This is a genomic window from Pseudidiomarina indica, assembly GCF_900104245.1.
In the GTDB taxonomy this organism is placed as follows: domain Bacteria; phylum Pseudomonadota; class Gammaproteobacteria; order Enterobacterales; family Alteromonadaceae; genus Pseudidiomarina; species Pseudidiomarina indica.
This window is the reverse complement of the sequence record NZ_FMXN01000001.1, coordinates 129,087-155,611: the sequence shown is the minus strand read 5'-3', so window position 1 is coordinate 155,611 and position 26,525 is coordinate 129,087. Positions and strand designations below refer to the sequence as shown.

Annotated in this window: 28 protein-coding genes and 4 tRNA genes; 15 read left to right on the top strand and 17 right to left on the bottom strand. The window is 48.7% G+C overall.

Translation table 11 applies throughout. From position 1 onward, the window contains the following. Window positions 1-21: 21 nt before the first annotated feature. Window positions 22-696: a LysE family translocator gene (locus BLP64_RS00715; protein ID WP_092590714.1), complete on the bottom strand. Its 675-nt coding sequence runs from the start codon at window positions 694-696 to the stop codon at window positions 22-24. Between the two features lie 51 nt (window positions 697-747). Between BLP64_RS00715 and BLP64_RS00710 the strand changes: the two genes are divergently transcribed. Next, window positions 748-1,668, top strand: coding sequence for a LysR family transcriptional regulator (locus BLP64_RS00710; RefSeq protein ID WP_092590712.1), 921 nt, complete (start codon window positions 748-750; stop codon window positions 1,666-1,668). On the opposite strand, the gene BLP64_RS00705 is transcribed toward BLP64_RS00710, so the two are convergent. The 3 genes from BLP64_RS00705 to BLP64_RS00695 form a co-directional block, all read right to left on the bottom strand. Further along, window positions 1,634-3,130: an FMN-binding glutamate synthase family protein gene (locus tag BLP64_RS00705; RefSeq protein ID WP_092590710.1), complete on the bottom strand. Its 1,497-nt coding sequence runs from the start codon at window positions 3,128-3,130 to the stop codon at window positions 1,634-1,636. The two genes, BLP64_RS00710 and BLP64_RS00705, sit on opposite strands and share 35 nt — an antisense overlap. Before the next feature lie 99 nt (window positions 3,131-3,229). Further along, window positions 3,230-3,811, bottom strand: a complete 582-nt coding sequence (locus BLP64_RS00700) for a CBS domain-containing protein (RefSeq protein WP_092590708.1) — start codon at window positions 3,809-3,811, stop codon at window positions 3,230-3,232. A gap of 41 nt (window positions 3,812-3,852) precedes the next feature. Continuing rightward, complete coding sequence (locus BLP64_RS00695; RefSeq protein ID WP_092590705.1) at window positions 3,853-4,137, bottom strand: hypothetical protein; 285 nt, start codon at window positions 4,135-4,137, stop codon at window positions 3,853-3,855. Between the two features lie 281 nt (window positions 4,138-4,418). Here BLP64_RS00695 and BLP64_RS00690 point away from each other — a divergent pair, with 281 nt between their 5' ends. Genes BLP64_RS00690 through mnhG form a run of 6 tightly spaced genes read left to right on the top strand, consistent with a single transcriptional unit; the run spans window position 4,419 to window position 10,380 of the window. After that, window positions 4,419-7,313, top strand: a complete 2,895-nt coding sequence (locus tag BLP64_RS00690) for a monovalent cation/H+ antiporter subunit A (RefSeq protein WP_092590703.1) — start codon at window positions 4,419-4,421, stop codon at window positions 7,311-7,313. Further along, entirely contained in the window at window positions 7,313-7,666 is a 354-nt protein-coding gene (locus BLP64_RS00685) for a Na+/H+ antiporter subunit C (protein ID WP_092590701.1), read from the top strand. Before BLP64_RS00690 ends, BLP64_RS00685 begins: the two co-directional genes overlap by 1 nt. Next, the gene (locus BLP64_RS00680; RefSeq protein WP_092590698.1) at window positions 7,659-9,251 is read left to right on the top strand and encodes a monovalent cation/H+ antiporter subunit D; all 1,593 of its coding nucleotides are present in this window, start codon (window positions 7,659-7,661) and stop codon (window positions 9,249-9,251) included. Before BLP64_RS00685 ends, BLP64_RS00680 begins: the two co-directional genes overlap by 8 nt. Beyond that, window positions 9,248-9,748 (top strand): Na+/H+ antiporter subunit E, encoded by a 501-nt coding sequence (locus BLP64_RS00675; protein ID WP_233340066.1) that lies wholly within the window; start codon window positions 9,248-9,250, stop codon window positions 9,746-9,748. The genes BLP64_RS00680 and BLP64_RS00675 overlap by 4 nt, the downstream gene beginning before the upstream one ends. Window positions 9,749-9,757: 9 nt before the next feature. Beyond that, complete coding sequence (locus BLP64_RS00670; RefSeq protein ID WP_092590696.1) at window positions 9,758-10,036, top strand: K+/H+ antiporter subunit F; 279 nt, start codon at window positions 9,758-9,760, stop codon at window positions 10,034-10,036. Next, window positions 10,033-10,380 (top strand): monovalent cation/H(+) antiporter subunit G, encoded by a 348-nt coding sequence (gene mnhG, locus BLP64_RS00665; protein WP_199286026.1) that lies wholly within the window; start codon window positions 10,033-10,035, stop codon window positions 10,378-10,380. Before BLP64_RS00670 ends, mnhG begins: the two co-directional genes overlap by 4 nt. Before the next feature lie 63 nt (window positions 10,381-10,443). On the opposite strand, the gene BLP64_RS00660 is transcribed toward mnhG, so the two are convergent. From BLP64_RS00660 to BLP64_RS00625, 8 genes are all read right to left on the bottom strand, one after another. After that, window positions 10,444-10,530: transfer RNA gene (locus BLP64_RS00660), tRNA-Leu, on the bottom strand. Window positions 10,531-10,566: 36 nt separating this feature from the next. Continuing rightward, window positions 10,567-10,640 (bottom strand) — tRNA-Cys (locus BLP64_RS00655). 8 nt (window positions 10,641-10,648) lie between these two features. After that, window positions 10,649-10,724, bottom strand: a tRNA-Gly gene (locus tag BLP64_RS00650). A gap of 92 nt (window positions 10,725-10,816) precedes the next feature. After that, window positions 10,817-11,362, bottom strand: coding sequence for a CDP-diacylglycerol--glycerol-3-phosphate 3-phosphatidyltransferase (gene pgsA, locus BLP64_RS00645; RefSeq protein ID WP_092590694.1), 546 nt, complete (start codon window positions 11,360-11,362; stop codon window positions 10,817-10,819). A 14-nt stretch (window positions 11,363-11,376) separates the two neighbouring features. Continuing rightward, entirely contained in the window at window positions 11,377-13,245 is a 1,869-nt protein-coding gene (gene uvrC / locus BLP64_RS00640; RefSeq protein ID WP_092590692.1) for an excinuclease ABC subunit UvrC, read from the bottom strand. Further along, complete coding sequence (locus tag BLP64_RS00635; RefSeq protein ID WP_092590689.1) at window positions 13,235-13,897, bottom strand: LuxR C-terminal-related transcriptional regulator; 663 nt, start codon at window positions 13,895-13,897, stop codon at window positions 13,235-13,237. Before BLP64_RS00635 ends, uvrC begins: the two co-directional genes overlap by 11 nt. 150 nt (window positions 13,898-14,047) lie before the next feature. After that, window positions 14,048-14,848 (bottom strand): acyl-CoA thioesterase, encoded by an 801-nt coding sequence (locus BLP64_RS00630; RefSeq protein WP_092590687.1) that lies wholly within the window; start codon window positions 14,846-14,848, stop codon window positions 14,048-14,050. A 131-nt stretch (window positions 14,849-14,979) separates the two neighbouring features. Further along, window positions 14,980-15,071 (bottom strand) — tRNA-Ser (locus tag BLP64_RS00625). A gap of 228 nt (window positions 15,072-15,299) precedes the next feature. Here BLP64_RS00625 and BLP64_RS00620 point away from each other — a divergent pair. Genes BLP64_RS00620 through BLP64_RS00600 form a run of 5 tightly spaced genes read left to right on the top strand, consistent with a single transcriptional unit; the run spans window position 15,300 to window position 17,362 of the window. Then, window positions 15,300-15,974 (top strand): Bax inhibitor-1/YccA family protein, encoded by a 675-nt coding sequence (locus BLP64_RS00620; RefSeq protein WP_092590685.1) that lies wholly within the window; start codon window positions 15,300-15,302, stop codon window positions 15,972-15,974. A gap of 16 nt (window positions 15,975-15,990) precedes the next feature. Next, entirely contained in the window at window positions 15,991-16,356 is a 366-nt protein-coding gene (locus BLP64_RS00615) for a DsrE family protein (protein WP_176754870.1), read from the top strand. A 10-nt stretch (window positions 16,357-16,366) separates the two neighbouring features. Next, window positions 16,367-16,714, top strand: coding sequence for a hypothetical protein (locus tag BLP64_RS00610; protein ID WP_092590681.1), 348 nt, complete (start codon window positions 16,367-16,369; stop codon window positions 16,712-16,714). Window positions 16,715-16,718: 4 nt separating this feature from the next. Continuing rightward, entirely contained in the window at window positions 16,719-17,045 is a 327-nt protein-coding gene (locus tag BLP64_RS00605; RefSeq protein WP_092590679.1) for a hypothetical protein, read from the top strand. Continuing rightward, window positions 17,033-17,362, top strand: a complete 330-nt coding sequence (locus tag BLP64_RS00600) for a TusE/DsrC/DsvC family sulfur relay protein (protein WP_092590677.1) — start codon at window positions 17,033-17,035, stop codon at window positions 17,360-17,362. The genes BLP64_RS00605 and BLP64_RS00600 overlap by 13 nt, the downstream gene beginning before the upstream one ends. 7 nt (window positions 17,363-17,369) lie before the next feature. Here the strand turns inward: BLP64_RS00600 and serS are convergent, their stop codons facing one another. The 5 genes from serS to BLP64_RS00575 form a co-directional block, all read right to left on the bottom strand. After that, window positions 17,370-18,668: a serine--tRNA ligase gene (serS, locus tag BLP64_RS00595; RefSeq protein WP_092590675.1), complete on the bottom strand. Its 1,299-nt coding sequence runs from the start codon at window positions 18,666-18,668 to the stop codon at window positions 17,370-17,372. A gap of 117 nt (window positions 18,669-18,785) precedes the next feature. Next, window positions 18,786-20,129 (bottom strand): replication-associated recombination protein A, encoded by a 1,344-nt coding sequence (locus BLP64_RS00590; protein WP_092590673.1) that lies wholly within the window; start codon window positions 20,127-20,129, stop codon window positions 18,786-18,788. Next, window positions 20,116-20,766, bottom strand: a complete 651-nt coding sequence (lolA, locus tag BLP64_RS00585; RefSeq protein ID WP_092590671.1) for an outer membrane lipoprotein periplasmic chaperone LolA — start codon at window positions 20,764-20,766, stop codon at window positions 20,116-20,118. The genes BLP64_RS00590 and lolA overlap by 14 nt, the downstream gene beginning before the upstream one ends. An 18-nt stretch (window positions 20,767-20,784) precedes the next feature. Further along, window positions 20,785-23,169 (bottom strand): DNA translocase FtsK, encoded by a 2,385-nt coding sequence (locus tag BLP64_RS00580; protein WP_092590669.1) that lies wholly within the window; start codon window positions 23,167-23,169, stop codon window positions 20,785-20,787. Between the two features lie 137 nt (window positions 23,170-23,306). Next, complete coding sequence (locus BLP64_RS00575) at window positions 23,307-23,798, bottom strand: Lrp/AsnC ligand binding domain-containing protein (protein ID WP_092590667.1); 492 nt, start codon at window positions 23,796-23,798, stop codon at window positions 23,307-23,309. Window positions 23,799-23,935: 137 nt separating this feature from the next. Between BLP64_RS00575 and ald the strand changes: the two genes are divergently transcribed. The 3 genes from ald (at window position 23,936) to infA (ending at window position 26,517) form a co-directional block, all read left to right on the top strand. Beyond that, window positions 23,936-25,063 (top strand): alanine dehydrogenase, encoded by a 1,128-nt coding sequence (gene ald, locus BLP64_RS00570; RefSeq protein WP_092590665.1) that lies wholly within the window; start codon window positions 23,936-23,938, stop codon window positions 25,061-25,063. 141 nt (window positions 25,064-25,204) lie between these two features. Beyond that, entirely contained in the window at window positions 25,205-26,161 is a 957-nt protein-coding gene (trxB, locus tag BLP64_RS00565; protein ID WP_092590663.1) for a thioredoxin-disulfide reductase, read from the top strand. 137 nt (window positions 26,162-26,298) lie between these two features. Next, complete coding sequence (gene infA / locus BLP64_RS00560; protein WP_092590661.1) at window positions 26,299-26,517, top strand: translation initiation factor IF-1; 219 nt, start codon at window positions 26,299-26,301, stop codon at window positions 26,515-26,517. Window positions 26,518-26,525 lie beyond the last annotated feature (8 nt).

Below are 26,525 nucleotides of genomic sequence, written 5' to 3'. Positions count from 1 at the left end.
ATCTATCAATTAAACTACGTGTTAGTATACCATTGACACGACGGATACCCTATCGTTAATCACGAGTACCCCGTCAATAATGAGCTTCGCTGCCAACGCGAATAATAACAGCCCCATGCCTCGGTCAACCCAGTGGCTATAGACCCACAACCGACGATAAAATGGCTGCCAAGTAATTAAAGTGGCTAACAAGGTAAACCAAATAACGGTAATAATGGCCATGTATACCCCATAGCCAATCTTCACATTAGTGAGAGTCTGAGGGTGAATAATGGTGGTAAACAATGCAAGAAAAAAGAGCGTGGCTTTCACATTCAGCGCATTGGTCAGAAAACCCACCCCAAAGGCTTTCCGAAAACTCACCAGCTGCGTTGTTCGATCATGCTGAGGCGGAGCTCCCGTTTTAGGTTGCGACTGAAACGCCTGCCAACTCAGCCACAAGAAATAGCCGGCCCCAACCCATAACAACGCCCCGTACAACGTATCGTAGCGGTGAATCAATAAGGACACCCCTAATACTGAATAGGTGACATGAACGAGGACGCCACAACCAATACCTAGTGCAACCCAGCGTCCCACCCGACGGCCAAAACTCATGCTGTAACGTGTGGTCACGGCAAAATCTGGCCCCGGACTCACCACTGCCAACAAATGCAAACTCGCGACCGCTAAAAATTCACTCCAATTAATTGCCATAACACCTTTTTTGATTTACTTTAAGTTAATTTCAATGAACCAAGAGTAAAGATGATGAAAGCCAATAAAATGCCTTCGCTCAATGCATTACGTGTATTTTCTGTGGCTGCTCATGCGGATAGTTTTAAACATGCAGCCCAGCAACTTGGTGTCTCTCAATCCAACATTACCCGTCAAATTCAGGTCCTGGAGGAACAACTCGGAACTCGCCTCTTTCATCGCGATAATCGGATTCATTCGTTAACTCCTGCAGGGGCCGCACTCGCGCCTGACTTATTGCGATTGTTCCGAGAGCTGGAACGAACGATTGAACGAACCCGAGATATTGGCGATATAGAAGCGACCACCCTTCGTGTGGGGATACCAGAAAGCATGCTCCGCTGGTGGTTAGCTGCTCGCTTAAATGAGTTTGACTCACTTTATCCGCATATCCAAGTGCTGCTGCATGGGGTGCCTCTGTTCCCCACTCGGACGGAGCAAGCGGAGCTTTGTGCATCGTTACAACATGGGCAGCTGGATCTTGCGGTTCATTATGGGCGCCTACGCGATTCTGCACTCAAACAAACACTCTTGTATACACCCCAGTATATTCCTGTCAGCGCTGATAACACCACGCAACCTTTTGCCGAGCGCACTTGGTTGCTTGACCTTGCGTCACCTTGCTGGAGTCATTTCAAAAAACAACACAGTGCATGGAGCCGATCGTTAACAGTGCGACCTATTGCTCCGGTCAATATCGCGATTGATGTATTGGCAGGAACACCGGATGTGACGTTGGTTGATCGCTTATTTTTATCGCACCCACAACTACAGAACTATCGAGTCGAAGAGGAGTTAGCGGTGGTACTTCCAGAAGCCATGATGATTTCTACGAAACACCACCAACAACAACCCGTTGCACACGTTGCCTTCACCAAATGGTTACAGGCACGATTACCTAGTGCGCTGGTGGATAGCGTTCCGCCAAGCTAACGCTATCACCTGTATGGGTGACAATACGCGCATGACGGCGGTTGAGTTTACGAGGGTCGGATACCCCGCAAGAGTGCGCAATAATATTCACGCCGTATTCTAGATATTTGTGGTAGTTCGCAACGCGTTGGCTTTTATCACGCGGATCAAGGCCACGTTGTAAATCCTTGTTATTGGTTGTAATACCCGTTGGACAGGTGTTTTTATGACACTGCATGGCCTGAATACAACCCAGCGAGAACATAAATCCACGTGCGGTCACCACAAAATCAGCTCCCATAGCGAGTGCCCAAGCAACGTCAGCTGGGGTGATCATTTTCCCAGAAGCAATCACCCGCACGCGATTTTTCAAGCCGGCTGCCGCTAAGCTATCCACCAGCTTTGGCAAGCTTTCTGATAACTTAAGTCCGACATAATCCATCAACGCTTCTGGTGATGAACCCGTACCGCCGTCAGCACTATCTAGGGTAATAAAATCGGGTGCTGATTGATCGCCCCGCTTTTTAATCGCTGCAACGAATTCATCAATCCAGTTTGGATCACCCATCACAAACTTAAACCCGGTAGGTTTCCCGGTGACGGTACGCACGCGCTCAATGAAATCGAGGAGCTCCTCATTATTTGAAATTTCCGGGTGGCGGTTCGGTGAAATTGAATCTTTCCCAACCGGGATTCCCCGAATTTTCGCAATCTCTTGGTTCACCTTAATACCCGGCAAGATACCACCCTTGCCCGGTTTAGCACCTTGGCTCAGTTTGATTTCAAACATTTTTACTTGATTCATCGCCGCTAATTCGCGCAACTTCGAATCATTGAGCTGGCCCGATGGCGTACGCACACCATATTTGGCGGTACCAATTTGGAATACGAGATCACAGTTGCCTTCCAAATGATAAGGGCTTAAGCCGCCCTCACCAGTGTTAAGCCAACAGCCCGCAATTCCAGCTCCTTTCGATAATGCTCGTACGGCAACCGGAGACAAAGCCCCGTAACTCATCCCAGAGATATGGAAAAAACTGGATGGTGAATACGGGTGCGGACAGTCCGCACCAATCGTGAGTGGTTCTGGATGTGTTTTATCTTCTTCTTGGTGTGGATACGCTGAGTTCGCAAAAATAATGGTGCCGTTTTTGGTTAAGTCGCGTGTCGAACCAAAAGCCACGTTTTTATCCGCATTTTTGGAGGCTCGATAGACCCAGCTCCGCTGAGCTCGGTTAAAAGGCATCTCCTCACGATCCATCGCATAGAAATATTGCCGAAAAAACTCACCTAAATGTTCAAATAAATAGCGGAACCGTCCGATCACCGGGAAGTTTCGACGAATTGTATGTTGGGTTTGCCGCTTGTCCTGGATGTACATGACAACGACTGCGATAGCACCAAAAATCAGTGCTAACACAAAGAAACCAGCCAACCACTGCGCGATCATTAACAACTTGTCCATCCAGCCTGTTATAGCCATGCTTTTTCCTACCTGCTAATACCTATAACCACCACCTGTAAAAAAAGCCCTCGCTGGTGGCGAGGGCCTTTTACCACTCTCTATAGTTTACCAAATTTCTCAGCGTTCTGAATGCTTAATCACATTAAAAACATCAGCAAAACTGGTTGCTTTTGGGTACAAACGAACCGACTCACCCGTCACGGCTAAAATTTTCAACGAAACCACAACACCATAGAGCTCAGTTTCGTTCATAATGAGTAAAAAATCACTGCCCGCATCCTGAATCGTGGCAGCAATATCGCCAATTTTAGCCGTCATGGTTTGCTGTAAAGAAATGGCCGGTAACCGTTGAATGGGAGTCATTAAATACCCCACCGTTAATTCTTGCCAGGACACTTGCAAAAGATTTGCAATAACGTGACTCTGCCGGCCATGAATTTCTCGGGTTAAAATCACCCCAACAATTTGCTGCTCAGCATCCACCACCATGGCATAGCGCCGTTCTGATTGATTCAGAATTTTCTCCGCTTCAACCACGCCCAATGACATGGGCAACATTAGCAGTTGGGAACTTTCTACCCGTTCAATAACATGGGTAGCGCTTTGATGCCAATCCAATAACGGTGGCTTAGGTTTTGCCACAGATAAACATTGCTCAGCAGAAACTTGGTTCCACTGAAGCGTATGAAATTCAGACATAACGACCTCGATGTAATGTTTATTTAATTTTTAGAATTGAATTAAATAAACACCAAGGGCGGTCCACGAATGGTATAAAAAACAGCTTCTTGCGTTCGTAAGCTGTTAACGATAAGGGAGAAGTTGGTTTCTGGGAGTGTCGTTGCGGCAAATGACGTCAGCAGGATAACCGCATCATCTGGCTCGTCAGAGTTCAACCATTCAGGGGCAACGGAACAACTGACTGTTTGTGATGCTAATTGGTAACCGTCAACAGCATTAGGCTGCCCCTGCGGCATAAACCACAGCAGCGATAACGCGATGACTAAGAACCCGAAACGAACCACAAACGTACCACTTTAAATTTGATAGATTAAACAAAGATAAGGATGATTCGTCCACAAAACAAGCCTTGTCCTTAAAAATAGACAGCTTGCCCACTTTGGTTTGACAAAACCCTAGTCAGTCAAATAATCTTTAAAACGAATAACACAATAAAAAATTTTATTTCATCTACTTATACTCTAAGCTAGATGCAGATAGTGCTGTTCCTATCCACCGGGTAAAGGAGCTAGTGAAGTTATGAAGTCGCCATAAGTTGTTATACTGGGCATTAACGAGGAAAACTATGCTGCTACTCACTCTCATCGTCCTCCCCTTTCTAGGCTCCATTGCAGCGGCCTTTATGCCCACCCACGCACGCAACCGAGAAGCATGGTTTGCTGGTGCCATTGCATTAACGTCCTTACTCATTACCTTATCAAAATATACGGTTATTGCAGAGGGCGAACTCATCACGTTCCAGCTGGAATGGATTGCTCAATTCGGATTAAATCTAAGTTTCCGTATGGACGGGTTAGCCTGGCTGTTTACCTTGATGATTCAAGGCATTTGCTTACTGGTTATCTTATACGCCCGTTACTACATGTCGCCCAAAGATCCGGTTCCTCGGTTCTTTTCTTTTTTATTAGCCTTTATGGGCGCCATGCTAGGTGTCGTGTTATCCGGGAACCTGATTCAGCTTGTTATTTTCTGGGAGCTCACCAGCCTCACCTCGTTCTTATTGATTGGTTATTGGCACCACCGAACCGATGCTCGTCGAGGCGCTCGCATGGCGTTCACCGTCACCGCATTAGGGGGGCTATGTCTGCTTGCTGGCGTCATTCTTTTGGGCCAAGTAGTCGGTAGTTATGAGTTAGATAAAGTGCTTGCAGCACGTGAACTGGTCGTCAATCACGACTGGTATCTTGCAATTTTTCTGCTGATAGCCTTGGGCGCCTTAACCAAAAGTGCCCAGTTCCCATTCCACTTTTGGTTGCCGCATGCAATGGCCGCGCCCACCCCCGTCTCGGCCTACTTGCATTCCGCGACCATGGTGAAGGCCGGTATTTTCTTATTAATGCGGTTGTGGCCGGTATTAGCGGGTACCCCAGAATGGACGTGGATCATTGCCGGCGCTGGTGCCATTACCATGTTGCTTGGCGCCTACTTTGCGGCGTTTCAACATGACTTAAAAGGCTTACTCGCCTATTCCACCATTAGCCATTTAGGCTTAATTACCTGTTTAGTTGGAATTGGCACGCCGTTGGCGGTCGTTGCTGCAATTTTCCACACCATCAACCACGCTACCTTTAAAGCGTCATTGTTTATGGCCGTAGGAATTATCGACCACGAAACAGGCACCCGAGATCTACGCAAACTCAGTGGTATTGGCCGTTACATGCCTTATACCGCAACCCTTGCTATTGTTGCCGGTGCCGCCATGGCCGGGGTACCTCTATTGAATGGATTTTTATCCAAAGAGATGTTCTTTGCGGAAACACTCACCGTCGGCTCTGATCGTAATATTTGGCTATCAGTTGCAGCCGTCTTAATGGGGATTTTTGGGGTTGTGTACTCCCTTCGCCTCATTAAAGTATTCTTCGGCACCTTTAATCCAACCATTGGCATCACCCCTCAAGAGCCGCCTCGCTGGATGCGGTTCCCTGCCGAATTTTTAGTGATCTGTTGTTTGGTAGTAGGAATCTTCCCTGAACTAAGTGTTGGCTTGCTCCTATCTTCAGCGGCTGGCTCTGTATTAGGAGATCAATTACCCCAGTACAACCTAGCCATTTGGCATGGCATCAACATCCCATTAGTGATGAGCTTCGTTGCCCTGGTGGGTGGTATTCTTACCTACTTAGAAATGCGTCGTCGGGGTGTATTCACCCGTGACCGAACGCCCCTCGTACCGACGTGGGCCAACGGTAAACAGCTATTTGAACAAGCATTGTTGGCACTGACCGGTGCCATGATGCGGTTAGAACGTATTTTTGGAACCCGACGCGTACAACGACAAGTCCTAATTTTAGTGTTAGCAGCGCTAGGAGCCTTTGCCGTCATCGGTTTCTCACCCATCTCTCTTGACGCTGCACAGCCAAGCTCGGAACTAACAATTCCGTTTGCGCTATTATGGTTAGTAGGCGGCGCTTGTGCGATTGCCGCAGCGGCATTAGCAAAATATCACCGGCTCGCATCATTAATATTAGCCGGCGGCACAGGCATCGTCGTTTGCCTCACCTTCTTATGGTTCTCCGCGCCTGATTTAGCGTTGACCCAATTGATGGTTGAAACGGTCACGACATTATTATTATTACTTGGGCTACGCTGGCTTCCGCCGCGTTTAATGCAAGGGAAGCCCACCTTGCGGAAAATTGCCCGACGTTCACGTGACTTCATTATTGCCATCATTGCAGGGCTTGGCATGACCCTTATCAGTTTAGTCGTCATGTTCAACCCTAGCTCCAGTCGAATCAGTGCTTTCTTCTTAGAGCGCGCTCTCTCAGAAGGCGGTGGTAGCAACGTTGTCAACGTCTTGTTGGTGGATTTCCGAGCCCTTGATACCTTGGGTGAAATCACGGTGTTAGGCGTGGTCGCCATTACTGTGTATGCCCTATTACGGCGTTTCCGCCCGGCGCCTGAAAGCGTGGGAGCTCCATTGCAGCAACTGGATCCGATCGATCCTGCGGCACGCCAAACAGTCCCGGACCAAGTCTCACACGGCTATTTACTGGTCCCATCGGTGTATATTAGTGCGATTCTACCGATTACCTTTTTAATCGCCGTTTATTTCTTTATGCGGGGCCATAACCTGCCTGGCGGAGGCTTTGTCGCTGGGCTCATTTTCTCCGTCGGCCTCATGATGCAATACATGTTATCAGGCACTGCTTGGGTGGAATTAAAATCACGCTTACAGCCTCACCGCTGGGTATCTGCGGGCTTACTCATTGCAGCCGCAACGGGTATCGGAGCATGGTTTGTTGGCTACCCGCTACTCACCTCTCACACGGCACATGTCACCCTGCCTGGCATTGGTGAGATTCATTTACCGAGTGCCTTTATGTTTGATTTAGGGGTTTTTGTTGCAGTCGTGGGCACCACCATGCTCATCATTACTGCATTGGCGCACCAAGCACTCCGGAGCACCCGCTTTGTGACCAGCGGTGTGGTGACGCCTCCGCCCCCCTATCAAGAGGATCAATAATGGAATTTATTCTCGCAATTGCCATCGGTATTTTATTTGCTTCCGGCATTTGGCTGGTCCTACGGCCGCGTAGTTTTCAAGTTATTATTGGCTTGATGCTGCTGTCCTATGCAACCAACTTATTTATTTTTATCACTGGAAAGCTCGCTATCAATCAACCGGCGTTCACCTTTTCAGAGGCGGCCGCGGCGACTGAATTATTCACTGATCCATTGCCTCAAGCACTTGTGTTGACAGCTATTGTGATTGGTTTCGCGACCACCGCACTTTATCTTGTTGTACTCCTTGGCTCTCGAGGATTAACAGGAACGGACCATGTTGATGGGAAAGAGCGAGAAGTAACCCATGAGTGAGTTCGGTCACATTCTTACCTTACCCATATTAATCCCGCTTGTGGTGGGCGCGCTGTTGATCCTCATTAATGAGCGTCATCACCAATTAAAATTTGCCATCAACTTGGTTAGCACCATGGGTTTGCTAGCGGTGAGTTTGATTCTGCTCTACCTCACCGACTACCCGCAAGATGGGCTCAATGCAGTGGTCTATTTGGCCGCCAACTGGGAAGCTCCCTTTGGTATCGTGTTAGTCGGCGATCGACTCAGCGCGGTTATGTTGGTTCTTACCACTGTCATCGCGACCGGTGCGCTAATCTTTTCGTATAGCCGTTGGGCCCAAGTCGGAGTGCACTTTCATACCCTGTTTCAACTATTGCTTATGGGCATTCACGGGGCACTGCTAACCGGCGATATTTTTAATTTATTCGTATTTTTTGAAGTGATGTTGGCCGCTTCCTACGGGCTACTGCTGCACGGATATAACGTCGTTCGCCTGCGCGCGGGCCTTCAGTACATTACCATTAACCTAGTCGCTTCAGTCTTCTTTTTAATTGGTATCGCATTGATATATGCGGGGGTTGGCAGCTTGAATATGGCGGATATTGCTGCTCAGGCCAGCCTTCTGGAAGCGGGAAATCGCACCTTGTTTCATACCGGTGCGGCCGTCTTAGCAGTGGCGTTTCTCACCAAGAGCGCCATGTGGCCACTTAGTTTCTGGCTACCAAACGCGTATACCGCAGCGGCCCCTCCAGTCACGGCCCTGCTTGTGGTGCTGACTAAAATCGGCGTCTATGTGGTATTACGCCTTTATTTGCTGTTCTTCGGTGAACACGCAGGCGCGTCGGCTGAGTTTGGTGCCCCCTTATTATTAACTGGCGGACTGCTGACCATGGCATACGGAATTATTGGTTTGATTGCCAGCCAAGAATCCAACCGCATTGCGAGTTACAGCGCGATTATTTCATCGGGCACCTTGTTAGCCCTCATCGGCATGGGCAATTCAGCCATGCTGAGCAGCCTTCTATTCTATTTAATCAGCTCCACCCTAGCCGTTGCAGCGTTCGCTTTGTTGTCGGAGTTGATTAGCCGTATTTATCCAACCCGTAACCAAGTTCTTGCCATCACTTTTGAAGCCTTTGAAGTGGATGAAAAGCACGACGTCTCGTCCGGTTATGTGATCCCGGCTGCGATGGCATTTCTAGGCCTTTCAGGAATGGCCTGTGCGTTGATTATTGCCGGTCTGCCGCCCTTGTCAGGGTTTGTGGCTAAATTTGGTATACTGCATCAGCTGTTACAAACGGAACACCTCAACGCTACCGCTTGGCTCTTTATGATCCTTATTATTAGTGCGGGCTTGGGGAGTATTATCACCTTTGTCCGATTTGGAATTCGCAGCTTCTGGGCATCCCACCGGGAGGCACCGCCCCGCTTAAAATTAACTGAAGTGGCTCCCATTATTGTGCTGCTGATGATTTGTGTTGGCTTGGTGATTTTTGCCGGCCCGATGTTCGATTTACTCGAGCGGACCAGCGGTGAGGCAACCAATGCCACACAATACATTGAGCGCGTCTTAAACCAACCGAGCGTAGGAGGATCTCAATGAGAACCATGCTGAAATCGTGGCTCCCTTCGCCCTGGTTATCCGGGTGCTTATTTGCCATTTGGTTACTCTTAAACCAAAGCTTGGCGCTTGGACAGGTGTTGTTGGGCGTGCTACTGGCCATCGCGATTCCGTTACTAACCGCCCCCTTGCGCCTTGAGTTTTCACCGGTGACGCGCCCTATCGCGCTGTTTCGCTTGTTAAGCTATGCTTTAGTCGAAATTGTGCGGTCAAGCTTCAACGTGAGTAAAATCATCCTGTTTTCTAAAACGAAAAATGTGAACTCACAATTTATTATTATCCCGTTGGATATGGACAACCCAGCAGGACTCGCCCTTTTATCTTGTTTAATTAACTCCACCCCAGGCACAGTTTGGGTCGAATATTTCAGCGACCGCCGTGAATTATCGCTGCACGTATTTGATTTACATGATGAAAACTGGTGGATTGACACCATTAAAAACAAATATGAGAAACCCATTATGGCAGTCTTCGAGTAAAGGCATGATATGAAACTGGCATTAGAAATTTCGCTTTATATTGCACTGTTCAGCACCATGCTGGCCATTGTGTTTTGTGGTATTCGCTTATTGCTAGGCCCTACCGCGCAAGATCGCGTACTTGCACTCGACACACTGTGGATGTGTATCATGATATTTATTTTATTGCTTGGCATGCTATTTGGCAGCCTCATCTATTTTGAGGTGGCATTGTTGATTGCCCTGACCGGGTTTGTATCCACCATGGGGTTAGCAAAGTTCTTAATGCGAGGAGAAATTATCGAATGATGAACATGGCCAACGACATCCCAAACTGGGCAGCAGCGCTAGTTATCTTCTTTCTCTTGCTGGGCAGTGTCATCATTGTGATCGGCACCCTAGGCCTGCTCAGGCTGCGTGATTTCTTTCAACGCATCCATGGCCCTGCCATTACCATTACCTTAGGTACTGGAGCGATTCTCTTCGCTTCCATGATTCTCTTCACTAGCACCTCACAGCGGCTCGTGATTCATGAGCTATTAATCACTGCATTTGTTTTCCTAACCGCCCCACTTGGCGCCATGATGGTCATGCGAGCTGCTGTCTACCGCGTGCGTCGCCAAAAGCAAATTGACGACCTTAATGAAAAGTAAGCGTTCTTTTAAGGTTAGAGTGCTTGTGGTTAGTTAACGTGTTGATTTTATTCGTATAAGAAGTGGTGCCCGGGGCCGGACTCGAACCGGCACGCTGTTGCCAGCGAGGGATTTTAAATCCCTTGTGTCTACCTATTTCACCACCCGGGCATATCGAAATGCATTGCCTGAGGTTTTTCAATCTTGTGGAGGCGGGTCCCGGAGTCGAACCGAGATCCACGGATTTGCAATCCGCTGCATAGCCATTCTGCCAACCCGCCTTCAAGATTGGAGCGGGAAACGAGATTCGAACTCGCGACCCCAACCTTGGCAAGGTTGTGCTCTACCAGCTGAGCTATTCCCGCATCCAGTGCATGCGCATTCTACTGTCTATTTCGCTCAGGTCAATGATTTTTTGCAAGAAAGCGTTCGTTTGCTTATTTTTAATCCAGATTGGTTAAACTTGACTCAAATCTACCCATGCCGCGCGCAAATATTCCCACATGGACCAAACCGTTAGTACGAATGCCAAATACAGAAGAACCGTTGAAGTCACTATAACAAAAGTATTCGCTTCCCAAATTAAGCCCCCGATAGCCACCATTTGAGCGATTGTTTTATATTTTCCGAGGTTCGACACCTTCACTTGTTCTTGGCGGCCAATTTGTGCCATCCATTCACGTAACGCTGAAATAACCAGCTCACGACTAATAATGGTTAAAGCAGGAATACTAATCCACCAGGTAGCGTAATGTTCAACAATCACCACCAATGATGCGGCCACCATCACTTTGTCCGCGACGGGGTCAAGAAAGGCGCCAAATTTAGTAAATTGATTAAAGCGACGAGCCACCCAACCATCAAGTGCGTCGGTGATCCCCGCGATTGCAAACACAAAAGCTGCCCAAAAATGTGCTTCCGGCCCTGGTAAATAATAAATTAATAAAAAAACTGGAATTAATAAAATCCGGAAACACGTTAAAAGGTTGGGGATATTCCACATAGGTACTCTGTCCTCTACTCGTCACGAAATGCGTAGTAAATTTTTTCAGCAAGCTCGCGACTAATTCCTGGTACTGCAGTAAGTTGCTCAATACTAGCCTGTTTCACTTCCTGTAATCCACCTAGATTTTGCAATAATTTTTGCCGCCGCTTCACGCCAATGCCCGGAATTTCTTCCAAACGTGACGTTCGTCTAACTTTTGCGCGCCGCTGACGATGCCCGGTGATGGCAAAGCGATGCGACTCATCTCGAATATGTTGAATGAGATGCAACGCCGGAGCATCGGCACTCAACGGCAAGGTGGCATGGTTCCCGGCTAAAATCAGGGTTTCTAAGCCAGGTTTGCGTGATTCACCTTTGGCCACACCAATTAAGAGCGGTGCCTTCAGCGAGGTGGTTGTTTCCCTCTGCGCGAAAAAGGTTTCTGCTTGGGCTAATTGCCCCTTACCACCATCAATAAATAGTATATCAGGCATCACCACCTGAGTTGGGTCTTGTGCCAACAGCGGCTCAAAGCGGCGCTGTAATGCCTGGGCCATAGCGGCATAGTCGTCGCCAGGAGTAATTCCTTTAATATTGTATCGGCGATAATCGGACTTTTTCGGCCCTTGCTGATCAAACACCACACAAGAAGCGACAGTCTCCTGCCCCATGGTATGACTAATATCGAAACATTCGAGCCGCTGCGGTGGTGCATCAAGGTCCAGCACTTCGGCCAAGTGTTGAAACCGCATCAACATCATGTTTTCTTGATTCATTCGCCCTTCTAAGGCGTTCAATGCGTTCTTTTGCGCCAATATTTGGTATTGCTTGCGTTCCCCTCGAACTTGATTGGTGAGGCGGACTTTTTGCGCCAGTGCTTGTTCTAACACGGCGAGTTCATGATCCGCATCGAACAAGCTCAAATCATTGAGCTCCGGTAAAATAATTTCCGGCGGCAATCGCCGCTCTACCTGATCATTCAAGTAATATTGGAAAATAAACGCCTGTAAGATTTCGCCATCGTCGGTATTGTGCGGCACTTTCGGATAATAACTTCGACTGCCCTGCACGCCACCGTCTCGAATAAACAGCATATGCACCACGGCAACACCACCTTGGCGGGCAAATCCGATCACATCCAGCTCTTGTTGATTACCGGTCACGGCATTCCGTTCTTGCACCTTGCGCATGGCAATAATTTGATCACGGAAGCGGGCTGCCCGTTCAAAATCCAACGCTTGACTGGCCTGCTCCATGCGCTCCACCAACTGATCAATCACTTGTTGGTTTTTGCCTCGCAAGAAGGCTTTGGCTAAGTCCACTTGCTCTTGATATTCGGCTGGTGTGCAGAACCCTTCAACACATGGCGCTAAACAGCGTTTTAGCTGATACTGCAAACAGGGTCGACTACGGGCTCGATAATACGAATCTTCACACTGGCGAACCGGAAATAGCTTTTGCAGCAGCCGTAAGCTTTCACGCACGGCGACACCGTTCGGGAATGGCCCAAAATACTCCCCTTTTTCGCGGCGAGCACCGCGGTGGAAGGCAATTCTTGGATGGGGATGATCACTGATCAATAAATAGGGGTACGATTTATCGTCTCGCAGTAACACGTTGTATCGCGGACGGTATTTCTTGATGAAGTTATTTTCAAGAATGAGGGCTTCGGCTTCCGTATTGGTCACCGTTACATCCATAGCAGCAATTTGTTTCACTAAGGCTTGAGTTTTCGGCGTGTCAATATTTTTACGAAAATAACTACTGACACGCCGTTTCAAGTCCTTCGCCTTCCCCACATAAATCACCTCACCTGTCTCGTCATACATTCGGTATACGCCGGGTTGATGAGTCAAATGCTTTGTAAAGTGTTTTGGATTAAAGTGGGATTTATTGACCATGCCTATATTCAGTTTCGAGTTCTACCAGCCCTGATTTTATCGCAAGATGCGCCAAAGCGACATCTCCACTAATCCCAAGCTTGTAAAAAATTCGATACCTGAAGGTATTGACGGTTTTACTACTAATGTTTAGGTGCTTGGCAATATCAGCAACCCGAACGCCGCGGCCAATCATTTGAGCAACCTGTAACTCCCGTTTACTCAACGCACCTAATAGATCTCGAAACGTTTGAGAACGCGGATTTTTTGCCAAATACTCGGCCACACCTGAGGCGACATACATCCGCCCTTTGCTGATATTGCGGCAGGCTTGTTCCAGTTCACTGTAACTGGCATTTGCCATTAAGAAGCCATCCACTTGAGAGGTGTTATATTGAAAATCTAAAACATCTTGGAAACTTTCACACCAGAGGATGACTTGGAGGTCATTGTAGCGCTGATTCAACCTGCGCCACCCGTCAATTGTTCCATCACCTGCAAGTCGACTGTGTAATACAACGGTTGCAAAGGGATGTTGTTTAACTGCATCACGTAACTGATTTAACGTGGCAACACTTGCTACGATTTGGTAGCTATCATTCAACGAGCTCACTGTTGCTTCCATTCCGGCACGCAAAATGTCACCCGGTACTGCAATGATAAAGTCAGTCATATCGACTCCTTTTTCTTGCACTATTTTGTATACAGCACTTAGCGAACCATTCACTAAGTGCCTATTGTATGACCCATCCCTCGAATTAATTCAACAAGAAATTCAGTAAATACATTAAGTTACGATAATGCTTACAAAGTAAGGAGGTAATTAGCCAAACACTGTGACGGTTTGTCGACTTATTGCTACCAAACGATTTTTCGCATCCCAGATATGCGCTTGAGTATGTCCGTAACCATCAGCAGCATGGTCGATTATGGCTCGATATTGCCACCAGTCATGACTTGACGCGGTCTCTGGTAACGGCGCTGGGAACTCAATGGTCCAGGTTAATGAGCTGGCCGGACAAGGCGTGGTTAAATGCATGAGTACTGCCGGAGGCCACGCATCCACCAAACCGAGCAACAGACCAATGGTGATGGGGTGCTGTTCGTGCTTAAAGCGCATCCAACCGCCAAATTCGTTACTTTTCACGCCACTAAACGGTAATCCACCCACCGTGATCGCATAATCAAAGAATTGCGTAAACTCGGGAAGTAACGAAGCTGCAATTGGAGGAAATTTGAGGGCTTGTTCCACCGGCGGAATTTGAGGTGATGGCGTATTCTGTACCTGCACTGCTGAAGGCCGCGCCTTACCATAAGTAGCCAGAGCGGCTAACACGACGGCTCCTGCTTGGATGAACTCAACGCTAATTTGGGTCACGTTGCTCCCCTCACGCAGCACACGCCGTTGCAATTGAACCGGTCCAGCTTGCACGGGGGCAACAAAAGAGACCGTAAAACTATGCAAGTGTTGTTCTGGCGCGACACCATACTGGGCATGTTGCCAAGCAATGGCGGCAGTAATTCCACCAAATAACGCGCGGCCCTGCCCCCAGCCAGTGGGCAGTTGAATGGTTTGGTCAGGGGAAGACGTGATCGAAGCGAGGACGTCACTAAATAAAGTCATGGCACACCTTTTTTATTAGAATGATTCGGTTGCTTGTTACCAAGCACAACAGGTATGACCAGATGATAGCATTGACTGTGGCGAGACCAAAACGAAAAAACCCGCTCATGGGAGCGGGTTCTTGGAATAAGTGGCGGAGAGAGAGGGATTCGAACCCCCGGTGAGCTTGCGCCCACGCCTGATTTCAAGTCAGGTGCATTCAACCGAACTCTGCCATCTCTCCGTGGTCTTAAGGGGTGCCCCTTAACAACGAAGCGAATGATAATGAGCTAAATCGCGCTTGTAAAGCAAAATTTTCAATCTTGAGTTTGTTTGCTGGCATTTTAGACAATTTGTACAATCAATAGCTTGTATCACTTGAAAACAATACCCTTCCCCCTTATTTATAAGGTACACTTGAAGGTAGCAATTAGTAAAACCAAACGTTCAATAGAACACAATGGAGAATTATATGAGTCACCAAACTCACCTTTCGAGAACGCACCAGGCTGAATCGGTATTACAAACCAATAAAGTATTACGTAATACCTATATGCTGCTCGGCATGACACTGGCATTCAGTGCTCTTACCGCATTCTTAGCAGCGAGCATGAATTTGCCTCACCCTGGGCTCATTCTAACTTTAGTGGGTTTTTACGGCTTACTGTTTTTAGTTCATAAAACGGCCAACAGCAGCTCAGGTCTACTGTCGGTGTTTGCTCTTACCGGCTTTATGGGATACACCTTAGGCCCAATCTTAGGCATGATTAGCGCTATCGGTCCTGCCGGTAACGAGATCATTATGACTGCCTTAGGCGGAACGGCGCTTATTTTCTTTGCCCTCTCTGCCTATGTTCTCACCACTAAAAAAGATATGTCCTTTTTAGGTGGCATGATGATGGCCTTGTTTGTGGTGGTTCTGGTTGCTTTTGTTGCCAACCTATTCCTCAACATTCCGGCGCTAAACTTAACCTTATCTGCCTTGTTTATGCTGTTCTCTGCGGGCGCAATCTTAATGCAAACCAGTGCCATCATTAACGGTGGAGAGCGCAACTACATTCTGGCAACAGTCACCTTGTATGTGTCCATCTACAACATCTTTGTCAGCTTACTGAACATTTTGATGGCCTTTGGTGGTGACGAGTAATTCATAAGGAACCATGGTGGCGACCCTTGTTTTAGCACTGCATGCAGCACCTGCTGCTGACGCCCCCGCCCATTATCGCAGCCTGTTAGCGTATCACTACGCGCAGGCTGCGCTTGTATCGGGCCATCGCATTGAAATGATTTTCTTTTATGGGGAAGCCGTATTACACGCTGCAGCCCCTGAGTCACCGGAAGCGGCGACGTTAATCGAGCAATGGCAACACCTTGCTCAACAACACCAAATTCCATTGGTGGTGTGCCCAACCTATGCTGAAACTCACTATCAATTGGATACAGAGCAATTGCCACCGCTATTTACCGCGGGGGGACTCACAGAGTTTTCGCAAGCAGTCGCTCGGGTGGACCGAGTGATTCAATTTTAATCGAGCTGTTATGACCATCGCGATTATTCAAACCCAGACAGAAGACTCAGTTTCCACCTGGCTCGGCCAAGACCTGCTGCTGGCCCTGGCCAGTCATGATCTCAATCCACAGTTAATTTTGACTGGGATGGGTTTGCGGCACTGTTGTTACGGCTATGATGCACAGCAACAACAGCGTTCATTGCATAAGCGGTATGGGCTGTTGGAGCTATTCGATTGCCCTAAGCCTTGGGTCCGTCGGGATGAACTGGTCCACCAGCAATTAACCGCTGAGGACTTCATCTTACCAATCGAAATCATTGAGCCCCAAGAGTGGGCCCAACGCATCGCCGCGTTTCATCAAGTATTGGTCTATTAAACCTATGATTGACACTGCTTCGACAACCACCACACCGTCAAGCCAACATGTGCTATTCGTACGCCAGTGGCCCGAGCCGCAATGGCTAATGCCCTGGCTTGAGCAATCAGTAACCCTGATTCTCAGTGAACAAGCACTGTTAGCGGTTTGCGAGGAGCCTGAACGACTCGCGCAGCTCCCCTTTCCGGCTTATGCGTTGCAACAAGAAGTTGCCTTGCTGGGCCTGCAAACATTACCTGCTGGGGTGATTCAACTCGGCGCTGCTCGTTGGGTGGAGTTAACTTTAACAGCAACCACTTACCAAGTATGGGATCACACATGTTTATCGTAGATGGACAAAGCTTTGCGACCGATGAGCACGAGTATTTGGCTCACTATGGGGATTGGAGCCCTGCATTAGCTGAGCACATTGCAAGCCTGGAACAGATTGAGTTAACCCCTGCCCATTGGGAAGTGATTTATTTTGTGCGGGAGTTTTACGAAACTTATGATACCAGCCCTGCCATGCGGGTTCTGGTGAAAGCAGTGGCGCAGAGTATGGGCGCCGACAAAGGAAATAGCCTTTATTTGTATCAGTTATTTCCGAAAGGACCAGCGAAACAAGCAACGCGTATTGCGGGCTTGCCCAAGCCCGCAAAGTGCATCTAAGAACCTGTTACTTCAAGCCGATGGCGGTTAAGCCACCCATGTAAGGTTGCAAGACTTTCGGAATAGTGACCGAACCATCGGCCTGCTGATTGTTTTCCAGTAACGCCACCAAAGTACGGCCTACTGCCAATCCAGAGCCATTTAAACTGTGCATGAGTTCAGGCTTTTTCGCTCCTTTACGGCGGAATCGAGCCTGCATCCGGCGCGTCTGGAAATCCCACATATTAGAACATGAGCTGATTTCACGGTATTTATTCTGGGTCGGCACCCACACTTCTAAATCGTACGTTTTTGCTGACGAAAAGCCCATATCACCGGTGCACAATAAAACTTTGCGATACGGTAGCTCTAACAGTTGTAGGACTTTTTCAGCATGGCCAGTGAGCTCTTCGAGGGCGGCCATCGAATCTTCCGGCTTCACCAACATCACCAGCTCGACTTTGTCGAACTGGTGCTGCCGGATCAGGCCGCGCGTATCCCGACCATGAGAACCGGCTTCACTACGAAAACACGGTGTGTGAGCCACGTAGCGCAATGGCAAGACCGCTTCTTCAGCAATTTCGTCGCGCCACAGGTTCGTCAAGGGGACTTCTGCGGTCGGGATCAGTGACAAGGGCACTTGGTGTTCCGTTGCCCCTTTCACATGGAATAAATCTTCCCCAAATTTAGGCAATTGGCCCGTACCAAATAAGGTTTCATGATTCACCAAATACGGCACATAAGCTTCTTCATAACCGTGCTCGGTACTATGCAAATCCAGCATAAATTGCGCTAACGCGCGATGCAAACGTGCCACTTGTCCTTGCAACACCACAAACCGTGCGCCGGCGAGTTTAGCCCCGCTTTCAAAGTCCATGCCGTTGTGAATCGCCGCTGCGACATCCACATGGTCTTTCGGTTCAAAGTCGAACTGACGCGGTTCACCCCAACGACTGACCTCAAGGTTTTCGTCTTCATCGGCACCGAACGGAACACTCTCGTCCGGAATATTCGGTACGCCAGCAACAATTTGATGAAGCTCGTCCTGAATTTGGTTCAAGGATTGTTTCGCGGCTTCTAGTTGGTCACCAATATCATCCATTTCAGCCAACAACGGAGCAATATCTTGCCCTTTTGCTTTGGCTTGACCGATTTCTTTTGATCGGGCGTTACGCTCTGCTTGCAAGGACTCGGTGCGTACCTGCAACTCTTTTCGTTGTGTTTCTAGCGCCTCTAAGGCTGCTACATCGAGAATAAAACCACGAGTTTGCTGTAACCGAGCCGCAGTTTCTTGGAGTTCACTACGAAATAACTTAGCGTCTAACATATTTATCCCAAATCAAAAGTGATGACTTTAACGAAAGTGCCAGTAAAACAATGCCTGTTATGTTAACGATTCACAGCAAGAAAAGGAATCACATCCCACGATTAATTCATGGGGTTACTACGACTCATCATCTTCTCGCTGCCAAGGGCTTGCGCGATGTTGCTCGTTCATCCAATTCAATTTATCGAGCAATTGTTTCTCTAACCCGCGGTTATTGGGCTGGTACAAGGTTACATTAGCGATCGCGCTGGGTAAGTAACGCTCGCCGGCCACAAATGCATGAGGATAATCATGAGCATAGCGATAATCTGCGCCGTAACCTTCGGCCCGATGAAGCGCCGTGGGCGCATTGGTTAGGTGTTTCGGCACCGGTAAGTCTGGATACTGTTGAGCCAATTGCTTGGCTTGATTAAAGGCTTGATAAACTGCATTACTTTTCGGTGCCATGGCACAGTAAATTAACGCTTGTGCAATGGCTCGTTCCCCTTCTGCCGGGCCAAGCCGAGTAAACGTATCCCACGCGTTCATCGCCAATTGAATGGCCCGAGGGTCCGCATTGCCAATGTCCTCAGAGGCAATGGCCAGTAGTCGCCGAGCCACCACCAAAGGGTCGCCCCCACCATGCAGAATACGAGCATACCAATAAAGCGCTCCGTCCGGTGATGAACCACGGACTGACTTATGCAAGGCGGATAACAGTTCGTAATACCAGTCACCTTGCTTATCAAAGCCCGCATGACGTTGACCAACCGCCTCTTGTACCAGCTGCACCTCAATGGTGTTGCCAGTCACGGCATCGGCGCAAATCTCTAAAAAATTAAGGGCACGGCGGGCATCACCTGCTGCCGCATAAATTAAAAACTTCAGCGCATCCGGGGCTAAGGTTAATTGCCGCTGCCCTAATCCCCGCTCCGAGTCGGTAAGCGCAGTAGCCACCACTTGTTCAAGCTCGGCTTCAGTGAGGTGCTGTAAACGGTAGGCGCGGGTACGAGATAACAATGCATGATTGAGTTCAAACGCAGGGTTTTCGGTGGTGGCCCCAACAAAAATAACGGTGCCGTCTTCAATGTAGGGCAAAAAGGCATCTTGTTGGCTTTTATTAAAGCGATGCACTTCATCCACAAATAACACGGTTTGCTGTTGCCGACTGAGTGCATGTTGCTGGGCGCGTTCTATCGCGCTACGGATTTCTTTTACCCCAGAGGTGACTGCACTAATGCGCTCGAGCTGGGCATTCGCACTTTGGGCAACCATTTCCGCTAGCGTGGTTTTACCGGTGCCCGGCGGCCCCCATAAAATCATGGAGTGCAACACACCGCGCGCAATGGCTTCATAAAGCGGCTTGCCCGGTGCTAATAAATGCGATTGCCCAATATATTCGTGCAATTGTCGCGGTCGCATCCGCGCGGCTAACGGCCGAAAATCCGGCTCCAGTGCCAGCCCTAAGTTAGCGTTGGTCATCCACATCAACTCCTTCCGGCACCTTGAAGGTGAAGAGCTGGGGGTCGAGCGGTTGATTCAGTGTCACATTTTCCAAGGTTATGGTGCTCAATTGCCCTTGTCCATCATCCAATAAAATCCGAGTTAACTCCGCTGCAGAACCGTTCTCAGCAAACACCAACTGCAAACTCTGGGCACTAGGAGCGCTCGGTAAGGGTTGCAAGGCAAAGCTATTGCCCTCAACTTTCACCTGATAATGAGCCCATGCTTCGTTGGCGCCGTCTAGCAATAATAACAAGGGGCTTTGCGCCACCGCATTGTCTTGCTGGTAAATAGTGACTTGCTCAACAAAGGGGTTGTAATACCACAGATTTTGCCCATCGGCGATCATCAACATTTCATCCGGCGCATCCGTTTGCCAGTGCAATAAATTTGGACGAGCCAAGGCTAAATGACCGTGGAGCTGTTGCACCACATCACCCTGCGCATCGGTTACCTGCTGCGCAAAGTCAGCTTCAAAGGTGGTGAGCTGGTTTAACCGCTCCAGCAGCACCTGCCGTTCTGCCTGATTATTGGCAGCACTTGGTGTCGCAATGGTAAGTCCGACCAACAAGGTCAGGCCCATTCCTGTGTGTTTGATTAAATGATGGAATTGCATAGCTGTTCCTACCGCTGATTAATCTCTTGGAGGTCGCGGCGCAAGTACTTCACGCTGACCATTATTCCCTGCACTAGTAACGACACCACTTGCTTCCATTTGTTCCACAATTCGTGCGGCGCGGTTGTAACCAATTCTGAATTTACGCTGGACACTGGAAACCGAAACTCGACGTGTTTCGGTGACAAAGGCCACGGCTTCATCGTACAGCGGATCGCTTTCTTCATCACCGAAGTCTAACTGTTCACCCGGCAGCAAGTTGTCTTCGTCCAAGCTACCGTTCAAAATTTCATCCAAGTAATTCGGCTTGCCGCGTTTTTTCCAGTCCGCAACCACCGCATGCACTTCATGGTCATCCACAAAGGCCCCATGCACACGGGTTGGCACGCCACTGCCCGGTGGCAAGTAAAGCATGTCGCCCTGCCCCAATAACTGGTCTGCTCCGGGCTGATCCAAAATAGTACGTGAGTCAATTTTTGACTGCACTTGGAACGCGATTCGGGTCGGTATGTTCGCTTTAATTAACCCCGTAATCACATCCACCGATGGCCGCTGCGTTGCGAGGATCAAGTGAATGCCGGCAGCCCGCGCTTTTTGGGCAATCCGGGCAATCAGCTCTTCTACTTTTTTGCCAACAATCATCATCATGTCAGCAAATTCATCAATCACCACCACGATGCTGGGCAGCTTTTCTAAATACGGTGGCAACTCATCCATGGAGTCACTCGGTTTCCACAGTGGGTCACGTAATGGTTCGCCACTTTCTTGCGCGTCGAGAATTTTTTGGTTGTAGCCTTTTAAGTTCCGCACGCCAAGCGCCGACATCAGCTTGTACCGACGCTCCATTTCACCCACACACCAACGCAACGCATTGGCGGCATCTTTCATATCCGTGACCACTTCGGTTAACAAGTGCGGAATGCCCTCATACACCGATAACTCCAGCATTTTCGGGTCAATCATAATGAGGCGAACGTCTTCCGGTGAGCTTTTATAGAGCAAGCTCAAAATCATCACGTTCACCCCAACGGATTTACCCGACCCGGTGGTACCTGCAACGAGCAAGTGCGGCATCCGCGCCAAATCGACAATGACCGGCAAACCCGCAATATCTTTACCAAGCACCATGGTCAACGGTGCCGTGCTTTGCTGAAACGCTTCGCAGGCAACCACTTCACTGAAAAATACCATTTCACGGGTTTTGTTTGGTAACTCTAATCCAACGTAGGATTTGCCAGGAATCACTTCCACCACCCGCACCGAAATCGCACTCAATGAACGGGCAATATCTTTATCCAAGTTTGAAATTTTGGAGACCTTCACCCCTGGTGCCAAATCCAACTCGAAACGTGTAATGACAGGCCCAGGTTGCACGTTGGCAACTTTCACTTCAACCCCAAAGTCTTGCAACACAGCTTCGACCGTTTCACTAATTTGTTGCAACTCTGCCGGGGTTAATGGGTTCCCCGTTTTATTGGGACGATCCAATAGTGCAATGGAAGGCAATGGATCCAACTGCTTCGACTCTGTCGTCGTAACCTCACTTTCAACGCTTGGCGCTGGCGTGGGTTGACGCGTTTGCGCCGCTTCTTTTTTTGGCTTAAAGCGACTGTAGTCATCTGTTGCTTCCGCGTCGTCCACTGCAACCGGCTCATCCAAGTCAACGAACACCGGTTCATCGGTGGCCGTCATGGACAAGTCCGAATCGATATCCAAGCCGGGCTCCTGACGAATTTGAGTTGCAGGTGCTGTTTGCTCGCTCGGACTGGCTGGCGGCATTTCAGCGGTTGAACGGCCCCACTCTTTGTCACGCAAGTAGCCCACCAATGATTGGGTACCTTTCATCACCCATAAGGTTCCAGCAATGGCCCATTCGCCAATTTTCTCGGCCAACCAAACCCACGAAATCCCCGTAACCAGTGTCAAGCCCGTACATAAAAAGGTGAGCAACAATAACGTGGTGCCAATGCGATTAAAATACGGCAGCAACGAAGAGCTAATGACGTCACCGACCACGCCCCCCGCTGAGAATGAATAAATGTCATTAAAGTTCAGGGCGGCCAGTGCTGAGGCGCCAATGAGGGTTAGCACCAAACCAATGAGCCGCAGCCCCACCGCCAAGTAGTCGAGTTCGAGCAGCTTGTGAGTTTTACGAAATAGAACGTAGCCGAGCCCTGCCAGCCCAAACGGAATTAAATAAGCAACAAAGCCGAACGCGAACAACAACGCATCCGCAAACCAAGCTCCAATAGCTCCGGCTGCGTTTTGAATGGTGCCTTCAAAGCCTGTTTGTGACCAGCTTGGGTCGGCTGGATGAAAACTAGCAAGTGCCAAAAATAAGAAAATCGCAAATGCCCCGCATAGGATTAATCCGACCTCCAGGACTCGTTGCACGCCGCTCATTGCAGACTCCAGCATATTGTTCGACTGTTCATGTTTATTTGCCACCTATTCTGTGGTGCATTGCTATTTTGATTCGAGTTATGGCCTTCATTGTAGCTTGAATGCCGCGCTTATTCAGCTATTTATCTCACCTTTTCTTAACCTTTAATCAGTATCTTAGCGTCATCTTTCACGGCTTCCATCACCACGTAGGTCCGTGATTCGTTCACCCCAGGCATGGTTAAAATCGTTTCCCCTAATAATTTACGATAGGCCGGCATATCGGGAACTCGTGCCTTGATCAAAAAATCAAAATCCCCGGCAACCAAATGGCACTCAAGAATTTCAGGCGTGGCTTTCACCGCTTCACCAAACTCAGCAAAGGCATCGGGGGACGTGCGCGACAAGGTAATTTCCACAAATACCACTAGCTGACTGCCTAATTTGCTCGCATCAATGGTTGCCCGATATCCAGTAATAACTCCTTCTCGCTCCAGCCGCCGCACACGCTCGTTACAAGCAGTTGGGCTCAAGCCAATATGTTGGGCAAGCTTCACATTACTCATGCGGCCATGATCCTGCAGCAGCCGAAGAATTTTACGGTCGGTGCGATCAATAGTGATTTCATCTTCCGGCGCAGATGTAAACATTGTTTTTCTCTATAAAATAGCGTGAATACCTTGTTATACACTATTGGGCTGGGTAAAAAAAGTGCGAAAAAGATTTTTCAAATCAACTATAATTGCGGCCACGAAGTCACGTCTTTATTTATTGGAGAATCCTATCCATGTTAATTGGTGTACCAAAAGAAATAAAAAACCATGAATACCGCATTGGTCTAACTCCAACAGCCGTGCGTGAATATGTTGCTCATGGTCATCAAGTGATGGTTGAGCATAATGGCGGCTTAGCCATCGGTTTTACTAACGAAGATTACGAACAAGCTGGGGCCACTATCGTCGCTGATCCCAAAGAAATTTTTGCTAAGGCAGACATGATTATTAAGGTCAAAGAGCCGCAGCCACACGAGTGTGAGCAGCTCCGCGAAGGTCAAATTGTCTATACCTACCTGCACTTAGCTCCAGACCCTGTGCAAACAGAATTGCTGGCGAAAGCTGGAGTCACGGCCATTGCTTATGAAACCGTCACAGACCGTAACGGTGCCTTACCATTGCTTGCTCCAATGAGTGAAGTTGCTGGGCGGATGTCGATTCAAGCCGGTGCACACCATTTATTGAAAGCCAATGGCGGCAGCGGTGTGTTATTGGGTGGTGTACCTGGCGTTGCCCCTGCGAAAGTATTAATCCTTGGTGGTGGCGTGGTGGGTACGCAAGCAGCCAAAATGGCAGTCGGCTTAGGTGCCGATGTCACCATTCTTGACCGTTCACTGCCTCGTTTACGTCAGTTGGACGATATTTTCGGTGGTCGGGTTAAAACCATTTACTCCACCGTGGATGCGGTTGATACTTACTCACGCGAAGCAGATTTAATTGTGGGTGCTGTGTTAATTCCAGGCGCAGCCGCACCAAAATTATTAACCCGTGAGCACCTTAAGAACATGAAGCCAGGTTCAGTCATTGTCGACGTTGCCATTGACCAAGGCGGTTGTTTTGAAACCTCAAAACCAACCACTCATCAAGAGCCAACGTTTGTCATTGATGATGTGATTCACTACTGTGTTGCGAACATGCCAGGTGGCGTTGCTCGCACCTCAACCATTGCCTTGAATAACGCAACCCTGCCCTTCGGTTTAGCGATTGCGAACCAAGGCTTGCAAGCAATGGCGAATGACCCGCACTTGCTCAATGGTTTGAACATGCATCGTGGTAAAATCACCTTTAAAGCAATTCACGATGTATTAGGTGCTCAACTAGGGCTTGAGTACATGGATCCATTAGCCGCCATCAACAGCTAACCGATCAGGACGATGTCCAGAACCCAAGACCCGCCGCGTGAAACCGATGCGGGTCTTTTGTTTCAATCACTTGTAATTCTGTGCATCGTCCCCATATACATCTTATCTGTGACCCAAATCAGAACAACGGAGTACTAACTCATGGCCGAAGCTAAACATTGCCGCTTATTAATTCTAGGTTCTGGACCTGCTGGCTACACAGCTGCAGTATACGCCGCACGCGCAAACTTAAACCCAGTATTGGTTACCGGCATGCAACAAGGCGGTCAGTTGACCACCACCACGGATGTTGAAAACTGGCCCGGTGACCCAGAAGGACTCACTGGTCCAGATTTAATGGTGCGCATGCAAAAGCACGCCGAAAAATTTAATACGGAAATTATTTTTGACCACATTAATCAGGTCGATTTTTCCAGCCGTCCATTCAAATTGTTCGGTGATTCGGGTCACTACACTGCAGATGCGGTTATCATCGCGACTGGCGCGTCGGCTAAGTATTTAGGATTGGATTCCGAACAGGCATTTATGGGCCGCGGCGTTTCCGCCTGCGCAACCTGTGATGGCTTCTTTTATCGCAATCAAAAAGTAGCCGTAGTCGGCGGTGGCAATACCGCTGTTGAAGAAGCTTTATACTTGTCCAACATTGCCAGTGAAGTGCATTTAATCCATCGCCGCGACAGCTTCCGCGCAGAAAAAATTCTGGTGGACCGACTCATGGATAAAGTAAATAACGGCAATATGGTGCTGCATCTGAACAAAACCTTGGACGAAGTTCTTGGGGATGATGCCGGTGTGACAGGCGTGCGCTTGAAAGACACTCAAAACGAGCAACTGAGTGAACTCGATGTCATGGGTTGCTTTATTGCCATTGGTCACCAGCCAAATACTGACCTCTTTGCCGGTCAACTGGACATGCAAGATGGCTACATCATTGTGCAATCTGGCCTGAATGGCAACGCTACGGCAACCAGTGTACCAGGTGTTTTTGCTGCCGGCGACGTGATGGATCACAGCTATCGTCAAGCAATCACATCGGCAGGAACCGGCTGTATGGCGGCGCTCGACGCAGAGCGTTATCTGGACAGCTTGCCAAAGTAACACACAGAATCATTGGCATTTACGGCTAAAAGCGGCTAAAATTCTGCCACTTTTATTTTTGCGTGATACACGCGTGGGTCTGTTGACCCAAATTTAAATTGAACTTTATTAAAATTGATAACTTATCGAGGGCTTGAATGGCAAAAGAAGACAGTATTGAAATGCAAGGCACGGTTCTTGAAACCTTACCTAATACAATGTTTCGCGTTGAGTTGGAGAACGGTCACGTGGTGATCGCGCATATCTCTGGCAAAATGCGTAAGCACTACATTCGCATTTTGACCGGCGACAACGTTACGGTACAACTGACTCCCTATGATTTAACGAAAGGTCGTATCGTCTTCCGTGCTCGTTAATTCAAGCC